Source organism: Chitinophaga filiformis, assembly GCF_023100805.1.
In the GTDB taxonomy this organism is placed as follows: Bacteria; Bacteroidota; Bacteroidia; order Chitinophagales; family Chitinophagaceae; genus Chitinophaga; species Chitinophaga filiformis_B.
Genome location: NZ_CP095855.1, coordinates 4,827,989 through 4,845,038 on the forward strand (window position 1 = coordinate 4,827,989; position 17,050 = coordinate 4,845,038).

At 47.8% G+C, this 17,050-nt stretch carries 17 protein-coding genes; 8 read left to right on the forward strand and 9 right to left on the reverse strand.

Annotated elements, in window-relative coordinates:
• Positions 1 to 58: 58 nt before the first annotated feature.
• From MYF79_RS18870 to MYF79_RS18885, 4 genes are all read right to left on the reverse strand, one after another.
• Positions 59 to 976: a helix-turn-helix domain-containing protein gene (locus tag MYF79_RS18870; RefSeq protein WP_247809200.1), complete on the reverse strand. Its 918-nt coding sequence runs from the start codon at positions 974 to 976 to the stop codon at positions 59 to 61.
• A 184-nt stretch (positions 977 to 1,160) separates the two neighbouring features.
• A complete protein-coding gene (locus tag MYF79_RS18875; protein WP_247809201.1) occupies positions 1,161 to 2,372 on the reverse strand; it encodes an MFS transporter in 1,212 nt (403 codons plus the stop codon).
• 525 nt (positions 2,373 to 2,897) lie between these two features.
• Complete coding sequence (locus MYF79_RS18880; protein ID WP_247809202.1) at positions 2,898 to 3,821, reverse strand: helix-turn-helix domain-containing protein; 924 nt, start codon at positions 3,819 to 3,821, stop codon at positions 2,898 to 2,900.
• Between the two features lie 69 nt (positions 3,822 to 3,890).
• On the reverse strand, positions 3,891 to 4,712 hold the full coding sequence (locus MYF79_RS18885; protein ID WP_247809203.1) for an SDR family oxidoreductase: 822 nt from the start codon (positions 4,710 to 4,712) through the stop codon (positions 3,891 to 3,893).
• Positions 4,713 to 4,939: 227 nt separating this feature from the next.
• Here MYF79_RS18885 and MYF79_RS18890 point away from each other — a divergent pair, with 227 nt between their 5' ends.
• Together MYF79_RS18890 and MYF79_RS18895 are read left to right on the forward strand one after the other, a co-directional pair.
• Positions 4,940 to 6,172, forward strand: a complete 1,233-nt coding sequence (locus MYF79_RS18890; protein ID WP_247809204.1) for a DUF1624 domain-containing protein — start codon at positions 4,940 to 4,942, stop codon at positions 6,170 to 6,172.
• A gap of 129 nt (positions 6,173 to 6,301) precedes the next feature.
• Positions 6,302 to 6,571 carry a hypothetical protein gene (locus tag MYF79_RS18895; RefSeq protein WP_247809205.1) on the forward strand — a complete coding sequence of 90 codons (270 nt, stop codon included), beginning with the start codon at positions 6,302 to 6,304 and terminating at the stop codon, positions 6,569 to 6,571.
• A 118-nt stretch (positions 6,572 to 6,689) separates the two neighbouring features.
• On the opposite strand, the gene MYF79_RS18900 is transcribed toward MYF79_RS18895, so the two are convergent.
• A complete protein-coding gene (locus MYF79_RS18900; protein ID WP_247809206.1) occupies positions 6,690 to 7,076 on the reverse strand; it encodes a VOC family protein in 387 nt (128 codons plus the stop codon).
• 197 nt (positions 7,077 to 7,273) lie between these two features.
• Positions 7,274 to 8,923 (reverse strand): alpha-L-fucosidase, encoded by a 1,650-nt coding sequence (locus tag MYF79_RS18905; protein ID WP_247809207.1) that lies wholly within the window; start codon positions 8,921 to 8,923, stop codon positions 7,274 to 7,276.
• Positions 8,924 to 9,413: 490 nt separating this feature from the next.
• On the opposite strand from MYF79_RS18905, the gene MYF79_RS18910 reads away from it, so the two are divergent.
• On the forward strand, positions 9,414 to 10,427 hold the full coding sequence (locus MYF79_RS18910) for a hypothetical protein (protein WP_247809208.1): 1,014 nt from the start codon (positions 9,414 to 9,416) through the stop codon (positions 10,425 to 10,427).
• A 222-nt stretch (positions 10,428 to 10,649) separates the two neighbouring features.
• Positions 10,650 to 11,282 carry a polysaccharide deacetylase family protein gene (locus tag MYF79_RS18915; RefSeq protein WP_247809209.1) on the forward strand — a complete coding sequence of 211 codons (633 nt, stop codon included), beginning with the start codon at positions 10,650 to 10,652 and terminating at the stop codon, positions 11,280 to 11,282.
• A gap of 91 nt (positions 11,283 to 11,373) precedes the next feature.
• On the opposite strand, the gene MYF79_RS18920 is transcribed toward MYF79_RS18915, so the two are convergent.
• The 3 genes from MYF79_RS18920 to MYF79_RS18930 all read right to left on the reverse strand — a co-directional run bounded on the left by MYF79_RS18920 (position 11,374) and on the right by MYF79_RS18930 (position 13,355).
• Positions 11,374 to 11,601, reverse strand: coding sequence for a hypothetical protein (locus tag MYF79_RS18920; protein ID WP_247809210.1), 228 nt, complete (start codon positions 11,599 to 11,601; stop codon positions 11,374 to 11,376).
• 65 nt (positions 11,602 to 11,666) lie between these two features.
• Complete coding sequence (locus MYF79_RS18925; protein WP_247809211.1) at positions 11,667 to 12,263, reverse strand: short chain dehydrogenase; 597 nt, start codon at positions 12,261 to 12,263, stop codon at positions 11,667 to 11,669.
• Between the two features lie 291 nt (positions 12,264 to 12,554).
• Positions 12,555 to 13,355, reverse strand: a complete 801-nt coding sequence (locus tag MYF79_RS18930; protein ID WP_247809212.1) for a sulfite exporter TauE/SafE family protein — start codon at positions 13,353 to 13,355, stop codon at positions 12,555 to 12,557.
• Positions 13,356 to 13,671: 316 nt separating this feature from the next.
• Here MYF79_RS18930 and MYF79_RS18935 point away from each other — a divergent pair, with 316 nt between their 5' ends.
• The 4 genes from MYF79_RS18935 (at position 13,672) to MYF79_RS18950 (ending at position 16,923) form a co-directional block, all read left to right on the forward strand.
• On the forward strand, positions 13,672 to 14,304 hold the full coding sequence (locus MYF79_RS18935; RefSeq protein WP_247809213.1) for a Crp/Fnr family transcriptional regulator: 633 nt from the start codon (positions 13,672 to 13,674) through the stop codon (positions 14,302 to 14,304).
• Between the two features lie 79 nt (positions 14,305 to 14,383).
• Positions 14,384 to 15,784 carry an MBL fold metallo-hydrolase gene (locus tag MYF79_RS18940; protein WP_247809214.1) on the forward strand — a complete coding sequence of 467 codons (1,401 nt, stop codon included), beginning with the start codon at positions 14,384 to 14,386 and terminating at the stop codon, positions 15,782 to 15,784.
• Positions 15,785 to 15,819: 35 nt separating this feature from the next.
• On the forward strand, positions 15,820 to 16,383 hold the full coding sequence (locus MYF79_RS18945; protein WP_247809215.1) for a YeeE/YedE family protein: 564 nt from the start codon (positions 15,820 to 15,822) through the stop codon (positions 16,381 to 16,383).
• A 21-nt stretch (positions 16,384 to 16,404) separates the two neighbouring features.
• Positions 16,405 to 16,923, forward strand: a complete 519-nt coding sequence (locus MYF79_RS18950) for a DUF6691 family protein (protein ID WP_247809216.1) — start codon at positions 16,405 to 16,407, stop codon at positions 16,921 to 16,923.
• The last annotated feature ends 127 nt before the right edge of the window (positions 16,924 to 17,050 follow it).

Here is a 17,050-nt window from a genome sequence, read left to right on the forward strand (position 1 = left end):
GGGGAATGTCTGAAAGTAGAGAGTATATGTCTAAAACGACCAGGGGGCGTTCAGGGGTTCAGGCAAACTTCCTGTATTCGGAAGGGGTAATACCGGTATTTCGTTTAAAGAATTTGCTAAAGAAGAACTGGTCGCTGAAATACAGTTTTTCAGCCACCTGCGCAAGGCTCAGGGATACATCGTTCAATAAGAGCTTGGCCTCTACGATCACCATTTCGTCAATCAATTCTCCCGCCGATCTGCCGGTCACTTCTTTCACCGTCTGGGTCAGGTGGCGGGGTGTTACATTCATTTGTGCAGCGTAGAATAACACGCTTCGTTCCTCTTTACAGTAATCATTCAACAACCTGATGAACCGCATGGTGATCTCTTCCTTCCTGGTAAGCTGTATCTTTTTATCACCGTTATTGCGCATATACACAGAACGGAGCTCATACAAGAAAGCCAGGAAGAGATAAAAGATGACCTGTTGATCGGCAGGCATTCCATCCGTAGAAGTGTATTTTTCGCGCAGCAGCATGAGCATGTTTAACAGCCTGTCAAATTCTGCAGGTTTCAGCTCAAAACCAGGAAGACTAGCCGAAAAGAAGTCCAGCATATCGGCATCTTTCTTACTGATACCGCTGCGTGCTACAAAACCGGAGGTAAAAACCAGTCCGGCAAAACGCATTCCCGTTTGCACTTCCTGGAACTGGCGTACAGCATTCGGGGGAATTAACAAGATCTCCTTTTCACGTATGTGAAAGTCTGTCGAATTGATCCGCACCTGCGAAGTTCCTTCCACCTGCATGATGATGATAAAATGGTCGGAACGGAATGGATACTGCACCAGGTTCCTCATACGATTGTCGTCCTCCTCGGTCACTATAAACAGGCCTTCTGTATGCTGGAGCCCATCCATCATGGAAAGCAGTTCTGTAAAGGTATGATAGGGAATACCACTGCCGGCGCCTGTGGTAACGGATGTATTTTTCATTGTCTGGCTTTAAGGAGCATGCTACTCACAGGCAAAAGTAAAATATTTTCCTTCACATTTTGCTGGAAGCGACTACCTATGGGGCTATTGTCATAAAAGCAATTGTGCTAAAGCAAAAAGCAGCCGCCGGAGAGATTCAGGGCAACTGCTTTTCTCATGTATGATTAATGGCAGGTAAAGCATATTAAGCAGTAGCCAAAGTACGCTGATGCGCTGTTCTGGCCTTCGTGAACAAGGCAAAGGCGCCCCACAGTACCAACGCCAACAGCAGGTATGCCTCGGCCAGTAAGGTTTGCGTTTTGATAGACAGTACACTGGCAATGGAATAGCTGAGGAAGGAAGTAAGCACATACAGGCTTCCCCCGGTGATACCGCTGGCAATACCGGCATTCTTCTGAAAACGTCCCAGGCAATAGGCAAAGAGATTATTGAAGATAAAACCACTCACCATATGGATGACAATAGTAAATGCCATCAGGGTGTACAGGTTGGACGCATAACCCGAAGTGCTCAGCATCCCGGCAATAGCCATTGCCTGTACAATAAGCGCTGTTGCGATCTTCTTTGAGAACGGACGCTTGATGAGTGATTTGGAGATGATCCCTCCTGCCATGAGCGATAAACCTGACAGCAAAGAACAATAGCCGGTCACTACCGGGGAATAATGATACAGGTGCTCGATGATGAAGGGGCTTGTCATACCATATACGATCACCATAGAATAACACAGGGCAATAATGACCAGTCCTAAAACGAAATCGGGCGTTTTGATCATCGTGCCATACACCTTGAGGATGGTATTCATCTTAAAGGGCTGGAAGGTTTTCAGTGATTCTCCGCTGTATTTCAATTCCAGTATGAGCAAGAGCAAGGCGGCGATACCGAGGAAATAGAAATTGGAATGCCACCCGAAATTGGTCTGCAGGTAACCGCCCAGGAATGGCGCCACAATTGGTGCGGTAGCCCAGATGATGGAAAACATGCTGGTATAATGCCTCAATTTTTCTCCGGAATAGATATCTACAAAATAGGCACGCTTGCCCACTGCGATAAGCGACACGCAGATACCCTGGATCACACGCATCACGTAAATGAGGTGAATATTATGGGAGAGGCCAATGGAGAAACTGGCGAAGGTAAATACCAGCAAAGCCGCTATGCCAAGACGGTAACGGCCAAAGCTGTCCAGGAAGCTACCTATGAACCACTGGCTGCTGCCGTAGCTGATCATGAAGATGAGCAGTGACAACTGCACTGCAGCATTGCTCGCGTTCAGATCGGCCGCCATTGACGGCAGCGAGGGGATATAAATGTCGGTTGCAAAGCCCGACAGGGGAATCAATGCAAATGCAAGAACGGTGCTGATACCATGATGGTTTTCCTTGATGAATTTCATGCCTGTTTAGATTTTAAAGCACCCCGGCTGCAACACACAAGCTGCAGCTGACGGTAGCCAGCGCCTGCCAGAGTACGCTGTTTATTACCCAATAATATACCGATTGGTATTTTAATCCTCCTAAAAAAGGACAGTTAAACTGTCCGTCCGGTTGAATCAATCAATCGAAAGATCGAATTCTATCGAACAAAATTAGACTCCACGGTCTATTTTTCCAAATAATTTTTGAACGATCGTTCGGGAAGTTGTTGGGTGAGAGTGTGATCGACGCCGGGCCCTTCCTTTGTTTTCCGGAATAGTATGGCTGACGCCCCTGGCGGGCCATCATCCTGCTTCGGGGTCCTTCCTTTATTCCGCCGGAACGGTATGTTCTCGTGACGGGGTCATTATCCTGCTCCGGGCTCTTGATTTGTTCAACAGCAACCAGTGTTTTGCAGAAACAACTGCGGGAAGGAACCATCCGCCTGACAGCACCTTCCCGCAATTGAAGTCACGGAGAAGTTCTTTGACATATTGCATTTAACACTAGCCGGTCACATCCGGCTCCTGCCGGTTGTTGCGGAATTCTCCTGGTGTCAGCCCTGTTTTGGTTTTGAATAATCTGCTGAAATGAGAGGCGTGTTCAAAACCCAGGTTGTACGAGATCTCACTGATGGACCTATTGGTGCCCCACAACAGGTTTTTGGCCTCCTGGACAAGCCTGAGATGGATATGTTCCTGGGTCGATTTACCGGTGAATTTCTGCAGCAGGTCGGCCAGGTACTTGGCAGACAGGTTCAGTTTTGAAGCGAAGTATTTTACATCCGGCAGGCCATCCTGTTGCAGTATATCCCGGGTAAAATACTCATTCAGTAAAAACTCAAACTGTTGCACAATATCGTTGTTCACCTTTTGCCTTGTCAGGAATTGCCTGTCGTAGAAGCGTTCACAATAGCTGAGCAACAGTTCGATGTTGGAGACGATCAGATGCTGCGTATGTTTGTCGATCCGCCCTGCGCATTCGCGCTCGATCTTGCTGACGCTATCGTACAGGATGGCTTTTTCCTCTTCTGAAACATGCAGGGCCTCATTGAGGTCGTAAAGGAAAAAAGAATACTGATGTATCAGCCGGCCCAGGCTGGAGCCGTTGATCAGGTCAGGATGAAAGAACAGGGCCCAGCCTTCTGCCATCTTAACTTCCTGCGCTACGCTCAGCACCTGCCCGGGGGAGGTGAACATGACAGACCCTTCTTCAAAGTCGTACGGCGATCTGCCATACATGATCTCCCCCTTAAAACGTTTACAGGAAACGAGGTAAAGATCCATCTGGTAACCGACACCCGGATCCAGTACGTTATGGTCGATAGACATGAGATCTATCACACTCACCAGCGGGTGCTTCGGCGCTCCGCAATTGTATAGCCGGTGTAGTTCACTGATTGTCCTGACCTTGACCACTTTTCTTTCCATCTTGCTAAATTAGTTGTTTTTACCTGCGTTTCCTGCTTATTGTAAGCCTAGCCCTTCCCTTTCGGCCTGTTAGTTTTTACCGAAGAACAGTTGGTCAAACTGCTCCCTGAAAGCGTCTGCTCCTATTTTGTTCCGGGTAGCGTAGAATTGTTTACCATCTTCACCGGCAATATAACGCAACTGGTCCTTCCCGTCAGTAGCTGCTTCATACACCGTTTCCGCAATGACTTCCGGCGGGGTTAATTGTTCAGGCTTCATGACCTGGCTGAATGCCTCATTGGCTTTGTCAAGTATGGATTGATACGGTGCGGTATTCAATGTGCCAAAAGCCATGGACCGGCCTACGAAATCGGTACGGATACCTCCGGGCAGTATGTTCTTGATACCGATACCCAGTTTGGAGAACTCAAAATGCAGGCTTTCTGCCAGGCCTTCCAGGCCCCATTTTGCTGCATGGTACAACGCATTTAAAGGGAAGGTGATCATGCCGCCAATAGAGGACGTATTGATAAAGAGCCCGGCTCCTTTTTCCCGGAAATGCGGCATAAATGCTTTCGTTACCCTGATCACACCCAACAGGTCTGTGTTGAGCAGGTTAGTGATCTGTTCATCTGAAAGCGTTTCCAATGGTCCGACAAGCCCATATCCCGCATTATTGAATACCACGTCAATACTAAACTGGCTGGTGGCGGCGCGTACGCATTCTTCTATGCTTGAAAGGCTGGTCACATCTAATTTTAACAAGGTGACATTGTCCAGTACCGACAATTCCTTTTCTTCTTCCGGTTTACGCATGGTGGCTATTACGTTCCAGCCTTTGCTGTGAAAAAGTTTTGCTGTTGCTTTGCCCAATCCTGAGGAGGCGCCTGTAATAAAAATTGTGTTAGACATTGTGTTTAATTTTTAACAAAATTCGGGCAGCGGGCGTGGAAGGAATTATACTTTTGGCGGCATGTCTTAACAATTTGGCGTATCGGGTGTTTTTTTGTTACGATAGCGGCAGGCCGGCAAACGAGCTGCGAATTGATCTTAGAATCGCCAGTACATGATAAGCCGACCTATCGTTTGATATTCCCATTACAAAAGATCTTAAGATTTTGCTGATATTTGGGCTTCTTATGATCCAGGAAAATAATACTGCATTAGCAGGCACACCACCAACAACAACCAAAAGTCGCCGTGTCGAATCTATTGATCTCCTCAGAGGTACCATTATGATCATTATGGCGCTTGATCACGTTCGCGACTATTTTCACGCGTATTCATATCTCAACGATCCGACGGACCTGCAGCACACCAGTGTCCCTATCTTCTTTACGAGGTGGATCACACATTTCTGCGCGCCTGTTTTCATGCTTTTAGCCGGCATCTCCGCCTGTCTTTATGGAATGAAGAATGGACGTAAAGCGCTCTCGGGATTTCTTTTAACAAGAGGCCTCTGGCTGGTAATGGTTGAGATGCTGCTTATCACCCTGTTCTGGACCTTTAATCCCCATTACCCGGGGTTCATTCTCCAGGTGATCTGGGCATTCGGTATCAGCATGATGGTACTGGCCCTGCTGATCCATTTACCCCGGCAGGCTTTACTGGTCCTTGGCATCGTACTGATAGCGGGACATAATGCGCTGGATAATGTGCATGTGGATGGGAATGGCGCCGGTGCAGTACTATGGTCGGTGTTGCACCAACCTAATTTCTCAGGATTCACCGCCGGTCCTTTCCGTTTTATAATAGGCTATCCCGTTATTCCATACATTGGCATTATTAGCTTAGGCTATTGCCTGGGTGGTCTCTATGCAAAGGATACCGCGCCCGAGACCCGCAAAAAGCTGCTTCGCAATATAGGTCTTGGCGCCATTGCGCTTTTTATTGTACTGCGTGGGATCAATATCTACGGTGACGCGGCGCAGTGGTCTGTACAGAAGAACTTTGTGTTTACCGTGCTCTCTTTTGTCAATGTAACGAAGTATCCACCTTCATTGCTATATATCCTGATGACGCTAGGACCGGCTTTATTGTTCCTCGCTTACGCTGAAAAGCCATTGAACAAGCTGACATCCAAAGTGACCGTCTTCGGCAGGGTGCCCATGTTCTTTTACCTGTTGCACATCCCATTGATACATGGTCTGGGCATACTGGCAGCCGGCTTGTCGGGACATTCGGCGGGCAGTATGGTCAACCTTACCACATGGGTAACGGCTAATCCGCAGTTAAGAGGATATGGATTTTCGCTGCCGGTGGTATACCTCGTATGGATAGTGGTGATGCTGATGCTTTACCCCTTGAGCCTGTGGTTCAGCCGGTATAAACAGGCGAACCAGGGAGGAAAGAAGTGGTTGAGCTATTTCTAAAAGATATTTATTGTTTACTGTTTACTTAGGATGAGACTGCCGGATGGTAATCTCATCCTATTGTTTTTTTAAGCCTATCAGAAAAGCGCTGGCACGATTATTCTGGTATTGTTCTGAAACGTTTGATCTATGACAGAAAAACTATCAATCAAGGGCCAGGACGTATGGGTGGTAGTGGAAGCACTTGAGACCCAGCACGGGAATCCTGATATTATTCCTGCGGAGTATTTCATTGCATACTACAACTTCCAGGAGCCGGCAATTGAAGCTAGTTCACATGAACCAGGTAAAATGCCGGGTACCCTGTTCAAGGCAGAAGATGATAGTCCAAAACGTTTCCTGTCGCCCGTAGAAGCAATAGAGTATGCTGCAGAAAAACTACCTGCGTTACTGGAATAAGCCATCATATGATATTCGCCGGAGCTCAGCAGCATAGCATCGTCGTTATATTTATCCCACCATCCCCGGGATGGGACGTCATGCTGCCCCGACCTTATCTATTCCGGCAATTGCGCTCCTACATGTGAAACACGTTGAACTTATGCCCATCGGGATCGGCAAACACGAAACCGTAATACCCCTCTCCAAACGCCTCCGGCCTGGAAACGATCGTTCCCCCGGCTTCCTGTATCTCCTTTTCCCAGCTATCGACCTCTTCTTTACTTCCCGCAGAAAGAGTAAATATGATTTCGTTCCCTGCTTTCGCATCAATGATCTGTCCTTTCATGGCAGGTTCTAGTATGTCCTTCAAAAAGAAATGGATGATAAAGCTTTCTTCACCAAAGAAGAAGCTGGTTAGTTGCTCCGAAGCCCCGTTATGTTTAAATCCGAGTCGTTTATAGAACGCGGTGGTGCGTGCCAGATCCTGTACGCTGAAATTGGCCCAGATTTTCTTTGTGTTCATAAATTGATGGTTTTACAGTCAACAGTTTGTCTCTTCCGCAGAAGATGGACCTTTCAAAAATAGCCTATCGGGTAATAAACCAGGAGGGCTATTCACGACATTTTAGGGGGGCAGACAGCACGCCGTAAAAGCAGGGAAGGCTGTAACAGACGCTCCTGTTACAGCCTTCCCGCTTGCTAATATCGAAACGATCACACTTATCGGATCTTCAGGCACAAAGCCTCCTGGTTGGGCAAACTATCCGGCAATTGGACAATAAGCGCATCATTCCCTCTTTCAAAATTCACTGGTCCTCTGCCCAGCAATTCCACCTTTGCAATTTCAGCAGGATAATGACTACTGCCGGCTGCCAGTGATTTGACACGGATCTTACCGTCTGCAGGCGTTCCAAGGGCTATCGCATACAGTGTATCTGCTTTGGTGGTAAAGCGGATATCTTCCGCACCGAAAGGCTTACCTTTCCCTTCATTAAAGCCTGGACCATCCAGCGGTGCAGCGGTATCGATAGCAGGACCTTCGCCGTATATTTTCCAGGGTCGGGTACCGAATATCACTTCACTGTTCTGTTGCATCCAGGCGGCAACACCTTCTACCACCACCAGTTCCTCCGCATCAAGAGAGCCATCGCCACGCAAGGGAACACTGAGTAAGAGATTACCATTTTTGCTTACTACATCAGCAAGGGTGTGAACCACTGTTTTGGCAGATTTATAACGTTTCTCATTGTAGATCCTGCGGTCATAGTGCCAGCTGCCGATGCAGGTGTCTGTCTGCCATACAAAAGGCTCAATGCGGTTGCTTTGTCCCCGTTCTATATCCCATACCATACACTTCCGCTGCTCCTCATCCAGGATCTTTCCATTGAGCACTGCCTGGAGCTTACCATGCCTTTTAATGCTGCTATTGTACAAATGAGCCGCAATGCGTAGTCCGGCGTCACTTACCGGCCACAAAGGCAAGACGGTATCGTCAAAATATACCAGGTCTGGTTCATAGCGATCGATCAGTTCAATGGTGCGGTTGAAGAACTTTTCGCAATAGTCCTTGCTGGGTACACTTGCTCCGTCGCCCCAGGCCCATTGGTTATGTATACTGCCGCTGTCTTTCGCATTCGCGCTCAGGGGATGGTTTTGCGCATAGAGCTCCTGCGGGTCATATCCATTCCACCAGGTGTTTTTGCCACTGGCTTTCGTGATCTTCCCATCATACGGTACGCCCGCCAATGGTCCCTTTTTATCAGCCAGCTGCGCTGTTTCATACCAGGTCCAGGCATGTGCGGCATGCACACTCACTCCAAAGTGGAGCCCATGTTTTTTGGCGGCTTTCGCCCAGCCATCCATCAGGTCCTTTTTAGGCCCCATATTTACGGCATTCCAGCGGTGGTATTTGCTATTGTAATTATCGAAATTGTCGTGGTGATTGGCCAGGGCAACAAAATACTGAGCGCCTGCCTTTTTGTATAAAGAAAGTAGCTCATCAGGATGCCAGTTCTCCGCCTTCCATTCGTTGATGACGTCCTTAAAGCCAAATTTAGAGGGATGCCCATATTTCTGCACATGGTAATTGTAATGGTCGCTTCCTTCTTCATACATGCCCCGGCCATACCAGTCGCCATGTTCAGGTTGGCATTGCGGGCCCCAGTGCGCCCAGATGCCGAATTTGGCGTCCTGGTACCAGCCAGGTACCTGGTATTGCTTTAACGATTCCCAGGAAGGTTGAAAAGGTCCTTTCATCACGCGTTCCCCCAGTGGCAGGTTCTCAAAAAGAGCGGTAGCATGGCTATAGCGGGCAGCCAGTAATGCGGGGACCATTCCCGCCATTCTCCCGATTGCAGCACGACGTTTCATCTGATTGTTTTTAGAAAGAAGATATTATCACCGTCCTTAACGGGCAGCAGATAAGAAACTTCACTGTTATGATATTAAAGCACCACCCGGGTATGTAGTTCATAACGTGTTGTCCGGGTTGGTACAACGCTATCAAAGATACTCACTGACTTTTCTTATGCTTTATGCTATATCGATAAAAAGTTGCACTTTATCGATATTTAAATGATGTATTCGTTGACCTGGCAAATACGGGAAGCGTAAAAATATGCAGACTTGTCTGACCGATGGCAGCTATGCAGGCGCATACCTCACAGTGACGCATCTGCCGGAAACCGAACGATAGATATACAGATTCTATCTGCCGGGTGCCGGTCATACAGGTCGTATGCTTCACAGTGATACATCTGCCGGACCCCGGAACGACATGATAGCAGTCAGCAAAGCACTTAATCGGAATCATTCTTAATAGCCCTTCGATGAGATAATTTAGTTGAACATTCGCAGGTTTATGCAGAAAATTGTTCCCCTTATAGTATTAATGGCTGCCTGCCAGCCCATGACAGACCAGGTACAGGTAAATCCCGTGAACATCGCGCAACCGGCCCCGCATGTAGTATCCGATACACTGAGCGGCCCACCGGCCACTGCCGATACCACATTGTTCAACAAGATCCAGCTATTGCTGGTGCACAACAAGCCTTCTGTTAAATGGCCAGTGAAAACGGAGTATCCGCTACCAGGAGCCATACTGCCATATAAGCGGATAGTTGCCTACTACGGCAACCTGTACTCCGCCGGCATGGGCATCCTCGGGGCACTTCCGCCAGACGAAATGTTACAGCAACTCTCCGCAGAAGTGCGGAAATGGGAAGTTGCAGATACATCATTGCCGGTACAACCTGCATTGCATTATGTAGCGGTTACTGCGCAAGGGAAGCCAGGCGCCAGCGGGAAGTACCGCTTACAGATGCCCGACACGGAAATTGACAAAGTACTACAGCTGGCCGAACGGATAAACGCCATTGTGTTCCTGGACATACAGGTAGGACTTAGCACATTGCAGGAAGAGATACCCATGCTGGAAAAATATCTGCGGATGCCGAATGTGCACCTGGGCATAGACCCGGAATATTCTATGAAGAACCGGCAGCCGCCATGTACTTCAATCGGTACTTTCGACGCAGAGGATGTCAATTATGCCTCATCCTATCTCAGCAAACTGGTACAGACATATGGGCTGCCGCCCAAAGTGCTTGTCGTACACCGGTTCACGCAGGGAATGGTGACTAACTACAAAGCTATCCAGCTACATCCTGAAGTACAGATCGTGATGAACATGGACGGTTTCGGATCGCCTGCAAAAAAGCTTGACAGCTATAAAGGCTGGATCTCCAATCAGCCTGTTCAATTTACCGGGTTCAAACTCTTCTATAAAAATGATGTTGCAACCGGAGGGCATTTAATGACACCCGAAGAAGTATTGGAATTATATCCCCGTCCTGTTTATATTCAGTACCAATAGCGCCACCAGCGATGCGCGCGGCAATTCGCTACGGGTTAATGACTGCCATCACCAAGGCCGCTGTTGCTGATCATTGGGCAGCGCTATAAAAAGAATGAAATTGGTATCATCCAAGCTCCCAACATGAGGTATTTATTCTGTTTACTGCTGTCATGTTATATTATTGACCAGACATCTGTATCGTCGTCCCCAGTCCCCGTATTATGCTATCACCACATTACAATGGATAATAAGGGCAAAGGCAACGCCATGAGTATCAGCAGAACACAATTGAGCGCACAACTCAAAGCACTGGCAGATAGCGGTTATCACAGCATACTCCCCGATCAGTTGTATGCATACCTGCACGCAGGTACACCATTGCCGGCACGCCCGGTGATGATCTCCTTCGATGATACGCGTGCTGAGCACTTCAGCATAGCAGCACCTTTGCTGCAACAATATGGGTTTAAGGGGGTGTTCTTCGTGATGACAGTGCCCATTGGTAAGCCGGGTTATATGACAGCAAGTCAGATAAAGGCACTTTCGGATATGGGACATGCTATTGGCGCGCACACATGGGACCATCCACATGCTGCCAATATCCGGTCTTCGGATATAGAAACGCAGTTCCGAAACCCCAGGCGTCATTTGGAGAACGTAACCGGCAGACCGGTATATTATATCGCATATCCTTTCGGGGAGTGGAATGACAGCGTGATCAGGGATGTAAAACTAAGTGGGTATAAAGCCGCCTTCCAGCTGACGGGGAAGGTATCTCCCGGCGAGCCGTTATATTCTATACGCCGGGTGATGGTAAATGGTAACTGGTCGGGGGCCAGGCTGCAACAGGAGTTGAAGACAATATTTAGGTAGCATATTGTTGTCCATACATTTTACACGGTATGACACATAAAAAGCAGGTCATTTGACCTGCTTTTTTCTTTTAAAAAAGCCCAGCTCTAAGTTAACCGGCCTTTGTCAGCTTTCCTGATATCTTTCTGAATATTACATCAATAAATGGAATACCTGCAAACATCATCCACGGAACGAGGGACACAGTAAGCAGGAATGTTCGCTGATACAAAGGCAGCACGGACAACTTTTCTCCAAACAGATAAAGGAACAGGGTGATAGATGGATAGATCACCAGCCAGATCTTGAGGGAAGCGATCAATTTCATTTTTATTTTCATGCGCATAATTTAAGTACGGTATTAACTACAGGCAGACGTCTCCTTAGGTGGCAAACGTGTAATCACTAATATGGCTTGATCACCTGCCCGGTATTGGCACCAAACACAGCTTTGCGGAAACCATATTCCAGCTGTTGCATCGTTACCGGAATATCGCCCGGGAAATAGGGGAAATATTGCGGGGAGTTTTCAATCACAGTAGGACTTACCGCATTAATGCGTATGCCATTCTCCAGCTCAATAGCTGCCGCCCTTACAAAACCTTCCACTGCACAGTTGGCGGCAGATGCATTGGCAAAATTCTTCTGCGGATCGTGGGATAATGCGCCGGTAATTAATGTAAATGAACCTTTGGGATTGATGTAATGCTGACCGATCAGTACAAGGTTGATCTGCCCCATCATTTTTCCTTCCACCCCTGCCCTGAAGGTTTTATCGGTCAGATTCTTCCAGGGGCCGACGTATGTAGGTCCTGCCGTTGAAATAAGCGCATCAAATGGCCCCGTTTTCCTGTACATGTTTTCAATAGATGTCGTCGACGTAATATCTACGTCCACATCACAACCTTTGGTAGCGGCTGTAATTATCTCGTGCTCTCTCTTAAAGGCTTCGGCCAGGTATTTTCCCATGGTGCCTGATGCACCGACGATGATAATTTTCATTGTTTCGTATTTAGTGTTTTTTATGTACACAAAACTAAATACGTCCGGGAATGCTATTGCAGGACGATCATGCAGTTGTACAGGACTTATCTAAAAAACCTGAGCACCTGCCGGGTAAAGGGCTGGTATACCGGTTAAAAAACGGCAGGACCAAGAAAAAGCGATCAGTTGGAGGCAATTCCCAGGATCAGGTCTAAAACCTGAGAGTACCTCTTTGCGGAATTCCCCGGGTCCGACCGGGCAGCCGTTTGGCATATTAAGCCGGCTATTGGCGAAAATGAGAAGGGGGTACTAAAAGGCATCTATCAGCTCTTTGATGAGAATATAGACGCCCATCGCAAGTACGAACCAGCCGAAGGCCTTTTTCAACCCGCCCGCCGGGATCTTTCGGTTGAGGTAACTACCCAGCAGGATGCCAATAGTGGCCAGCAATGTAACACTGAACATCAATTTCCAATCTATACCGGCATCATGCAGGTTACCGGTAAATCCTATAAGTGAGTTTAACGCTATCACCAATAAAGATGTTCCCACTGCCTGTTTCATCGGCAGGTGTAATAACAACACCAGTGCCGGTATGAGCAGGAAACCACCGCCAGCCCCAAGCAGGCCTGTCACCAGGCCGATCCCGGTTCCGTAAAGCACAAGCTTTCCAATGCTAACCTTGCCTGGCATTGACCCCGCTCCGGTATGGATATCTCTTTTACGCATCATGAATATGGCCGAGATAAGCATCAGGATCGCAAAAAGTACCATTGTAAGCCAGTTCCCGGTGATAGAAAGACTGCCGATTGTTGCGATCTGCGCTGGTATGAGCGGCAGCAGCCATTTACGGGTAAGAAAAACGATGACCACAGATGTAGCGGCAAACAGTAATCCCATTCTTACGTTCACGGTACCACGCTTATACTGTTGGGCGGCGCCGACCAGGCTGGTGGATCCTACCACAAATAATGAATAGGAAGTTGCCAGCACCGGGGAGATCCCAAACAGGTACACCATGACTGGCATGGTCAGTATGGAGCCGCCGCCGCCAATCAATCCCAGCGATATGCCGATAAGCAACGAAGCAATATATCCTAACAGATGCATATAACTCATTTCACACAAATTTCGCTGCCTTTCTCCGCGCTGTCAGTGATAATAGTCACCTATCCCGATAATAAGCATTCAATGCGAATGTGACCAAAGTCACAGAACCTGCACTATAACTATTGTAACTCTGCAGCGGTTTAACCGGAACTAAGGCCCGGGTATGCAGTTGCAGGATAATGTTGGCAGACTTCGCTGCCAGCCTTCAGTAGCAGGCCGCCTGCCAGTTAAAATGATCATCTGCCGCTTCCGGTCAAAGCGGTAGCTGCTCCTGGTAAATGCAGTAAGCTGCCATTAAATGTTGTAATTTAATATCATGGAAAAAGTGTATTCTATCCGCCAGTTATTTCCCGGACTTGAAGAAGGTCTTTATGAAGAGATGGAGCAACATGGTGAAATCCGCCAGGTGCCCGCAGGTGCTGTCCTGCTGCGTAAGGGACAAACCATCAGGTCTACTATGCTGATATTGGAGGGCATTGTTAAACTGTACCAGGAAGATGACCAGGGGAATGAGTTCTTCATGTACGATATAGAGCCCGGACAGGCCTGTGCCGTGTCAATGCTCTGTGCGTTCCGTCAGGAAACCAGCCAGGTGATGGCGAGGGCATTGACCGATGTTACGATGCTCACCATTCCCCTTCAATATATGGATGAATGGCTGAGCAAATATAAAAGCTGGCACTACTTCGTGATCAGGACATGGCGCGAGCGTTATGATGAGTTGCTGAATACTATCAATGAGATCGCCTTTAAAAATATGGACGAACGACTGGAGTTCTATATCGAGGGACAGGTAAAAAAACTGGGCCGGCATGTTAAGCTCACGCACCAGGAAATTGCCAATGACCTTAATACTTCCCGTGAAGTGGTAAGCCGCCTGATGAAGAAGATGGAGAAAAATGGATGGATCCTTATTCACCGCAACTCCTTCGAATGGATTAGACCTTAAAAAGGATCCCTGTGTGACAGCTGTCACTGATAGCACAAAATTTACAGCGCATCTTTGTGCTAACAAAAAATCAAACACTATGTATTTTCAGCACATTTATGATAAGAGCCTGGCTCAGGGAAGTTACTTCATCGGATGTCAAAAGGCCGGCGTAGCCGCTGTGATCGATCCTAAAAGAGATGTCGATACCTACCTTGACATTGCGCGCGAGCAGAAGATGCAAATTACCCACATCCTGGAAACGCATATCCATGCAGATTTTCTGACAGGTTCCAGGGAACTGGCAGCGCTGACAGGTGCGAAGATGTACCTGTCTGACGAAGGCGGTCCTGAATGGCAATATGAGTTTGATCATGTGGGCCTGCGCGATGGCAGTATCATACAGCTGGGTAACCTCGAATTCAGAGTATTGCATACCCCGGGACATACACCGGAAAGCATCAGTTTTTTACTGACTGATAAACCAGCTGGTGATGTACCCGTAATGCTCTTTACCGGCGACTTCGTATTTGTAGGCGACATTGGCAGGCCTGACCTCTTAGAGAAAGCAGCAGGTATGAAAGGTACCCAGGAACCAGGTGCTCATCAGATGTATGCCTCCCTGAAAAAATTCAGTGCGCTGCCCCCTTATGTACAGGTATGGCCCGGCCATGGCGCCGGATCGGCCTGCGGTAAAGCCCTCGGATCAGTTCCTTCCACTACCACCGGCTACGAACTGGAAAGGAACTGGGCCTTCCGGTACAACGATGATGAAGCCGGATTTGTAGAATACCTGCTGGCCGATCAGCCTGAGCCTCCCAAATATTTTGCAATGATGAAAAAGCTAAACAAGGCAGACCGTCCTTTACTGCTGAAAGTCCCCACATTGCAGGCGCTGGAAAAAGACGAATTACAGGCAGCATTGAACAAGGGATATAAACTGATAGACACAAGGGATAAAACAACTTTTGCAGCCGGTTATATTCCGGGAAGTATCAATGTACAGCACAACAACTCTTTCAATACCTGGGCGGGCTGGTTCCTCGATTACCAGACACCATTCATAATACTGGCAGATCCCTCCGAGCTGGACGAAATTACACGTAAACTGATGCGTATAGGCCTTGATAATATTTACGGTTATATCCCTTCTGTGAAGGTGTGGGAAGACGCCGGCGGAAAATTAGAAAAAGAGCAGGTCATATCCCTGGATGAATTCAAAGACCTGTACCAGCATGATGCTATACAGCTGATAGACCTGCGTGGCGCTACTGAATATAAAGCCGGCCACATCAAAGGAGCCGATCATGTGTTCGTAGGCAGCCTGCCCGAAAACATGAACAGGATCAGCAAAGACAGGAAGGTAGTCATACATTGCCAGAGCGGAGACCGCGCTACTATTGGGTACTCACTGCTTGCCGGAAAAGGCTACAGAAATGTACTGAACTTTTCAGAAGGAATGAATAAATGGCTGCAGGAAGAAAATCCTGTAGTAAATTAAATACATCACTATTTTTTGCAGATAAATTGACAGGAATGCATCAGTTACTACATCAACCCTGGCCCTGGTATGTAGCCGGGCCACTTATTGGTCTTATCGTACCGGCGCTTTTATTGCTGGGGAATAAACACTTTGGCATATCAGCTAACCTACGCCATGCCTGCGCAGCGTGTTTTCCGGCGGATATAAAGTTTTTTCAGTACGACTGGAAAAAAGAGGTATGGAATTTCTTCTTCATTGCCGGCATATTTGCAGGCGCCATCATAGCAGTACAGCTCCTGGATAACCCGGCCCCGGTAGCCATACATCCGGCACTGGCAAAAGAACTGGCGGGATATGGCATCACAGATCATCATTCTTTACTGCCGGCGGAACTTTTCTCTTGGAACAGCCTGTTCACCTTGAGAGGGCTGATCATGCTTATCGGCGGCGGCTTTCTCGTAGGGTTTGGTTCACGTTATGCGGGAGGTTGTACCTCCGGGCATTCGATCATGGGCTTGAGCGATCTGCAATGGCCCTCGCTCGTAGCTACAGTTATGTTCATGGTTGGCGGCTTTATTATGGCCAACCTGATACTCCCCTTCATTCTTCATTTATAATAATTCTTCAATTACTACATCATGAAAATAGCAGAGCAAGGTATGGAAACACAAAGCGCAAATACAGATTTCGAAGTCCGGTCGCTCGATACCATTTGTATCAATGAATCGCAAAAACAGCATCCCTGGTGGTATAACTTTAAATACCTGGCCGTAGGTATCGTGTTCGGTATCGTGTTTGTGAAAGCGGAGATCATCAGCTGGTTCCGCATCCAGGAAATGTTCCGTTTACAAAGCTTTCACATGTATGGTGTCATTGGCTCTGCAGTAATTGTGGGCATGATCTCCGTCTGGCTGATAAAAAAGTTCAACATTAAAACCATACACGGTGAGAAGATATCCTTCCATCCTAAAAAATTCAATAAGGGGCAGATATATGGCGGATTGATCTTCGGTTTAGGATGGGCGCTTACCGGCGCCTGTCCGGGGCCCTTATTTGCGCAGATAGGCACGGGTGTAACGGTGGTGACAGTAGTGTTGCTCAGCGCCATCGCCGGCACCTGGACGTACGGATATTTCAGGGATAGATTGCCACATTGAGTTATACTAATCAATAAGATAATATATACAGACTTATGCATTCATGGTCTGTTTTTTAGATGGCCCGCCGGGAAACCCAAAATCCTGTCCTTTTAAGCTTCCCGGACATCAACTGAGCACAGAAATC

What these genes read in the sequence shown, in the direction of transcription:
- MYF79_RS18870 (WP_247809200.1), bottom strand. Translation starts at nt 976, where the DNA reads ATGAAAAATACATCCGTTACCACAGGCGCCGGCAGTGGTATTCCCTAT.
- MYF79_RS18875 (WP_247809201.1), bottom strand. Translation starts at nt 2,372, where the DNA reads ATGAAATTCATCAAGGAAAACCATCATGGTATCAGCACCGTTCTTGCA.
- MYF79_RS18880 (WP_247809202.1), bottom strand. Translation starts at nt 3,821, where the DNA reads ATGGAAAGAAAAGTGGTCAAGGTCAGGACAATCAGTGAACTACACCGG.
- MYF79_RS18885 (WP_247809203.1), bottom strand. Translation starts at nt 4,712, where the DNA reads ATGTCTAACACAATTTTTATTACAGGCGCCTCCTCAGGATTGGGCAAA.
- MYF79_RS18890 (WP_247809204.1), top strand. Translation starts at nt 4,940, where the DNA reads ATGATCCAGGAAAATAATACTGCATTAGCAGGCACACCACCAACAACA.
- MYF79_RS18895 (WP_247809205.1), top strand. Translation starts at nt 6,302, where the DNA reads ATGACAGAAAAACTATCAATCAAGGGCCAGGACGTATGGGTGGTAGTG.
- MYF79_RS18900 (WP_247809206.1), bottom strand. Translation starts at nt 7,076, where the DNA reads ATGAACACAAAGAAAATCTGGGCCAATTTCAGCGTACAGGATCTGGCA.
- MYF79_RS18905 (WP_247809207.1), bottom strand. Translation starts at nt 8,923, where the DNA reads ATGAAACGTCGTGCTGCAATCGGGAGAATGGCGGGAATGGTCCCCGCA.
- MYF79_RS18910 (WP_247809208.1), top strand. Translation starts at nt 9,414, where the DNA reads ATGCAGAAAATTGTTCCCCTTATAGTATTAATGGCTGCCTGCCAGCCC.
- MYF79_RS18915 (WP_247809209.1), top strand. Translation starts at nt 10,650, where the DNA reads ATGGATAATAAGGGCAAAGGCAACGCCATGAGTATCAGCAGAACACAA.
- MYF79_RS18920 (WP_247809210.1), bottom strand. Translation starts at nt 11,601, where the DNA reads ATGAAAATAAAAATGAAATTGATCGCTTCCCTCAAGATCTGGCTGGTG.
- MYF79_RS18925 (WP_247809211.1), bottom strand. Translation starts at nt 12,263, where the DNA reads ATGAAAATTATCATCGTCGGTGCATCAGGCACCATGGGAAAATACCTG.
- MYF79_RS18930 (WP_247809212.1), bottom strand. Translation starts at nt 13,355, where the DNA reads ATGCATCTGTTAGGATATATTGCTTCGTTGCTTATCGGCATATCGCTG.
- MYF79_RS18935 (WP_247809213.1), top strand. Translation starts at nt 13,672, where the DNA reads ATGGAAAAAGTGTATTCTATCCGCCAGTTATTTCCCGGACTTGAAGAA.
- MYF79_RS18940 (WP_247809214.1), top strand. Translation starts at nt 14,384, where the DNA reads ATGTATTTTCAGCACATTTATGATAAGAGCCTGGCTCAGGGAAGTTAC.
- MYF79_RS18945 (WP_247809215.1), top strand. Translation starts at nt 15,820, where the DNA reads ATGCATCAGTTACTACATCAACCCTGGCCCTGGTATGTAGCCGGGCCA.
- MYF79_RS18950 (WP_247809216.1), top strand. Translation starts at nt 16,405, where the DNA reads ATGAAAATAGCAGAGCAAGGTATGGAAACACAAAGCGCAAATACAGAT.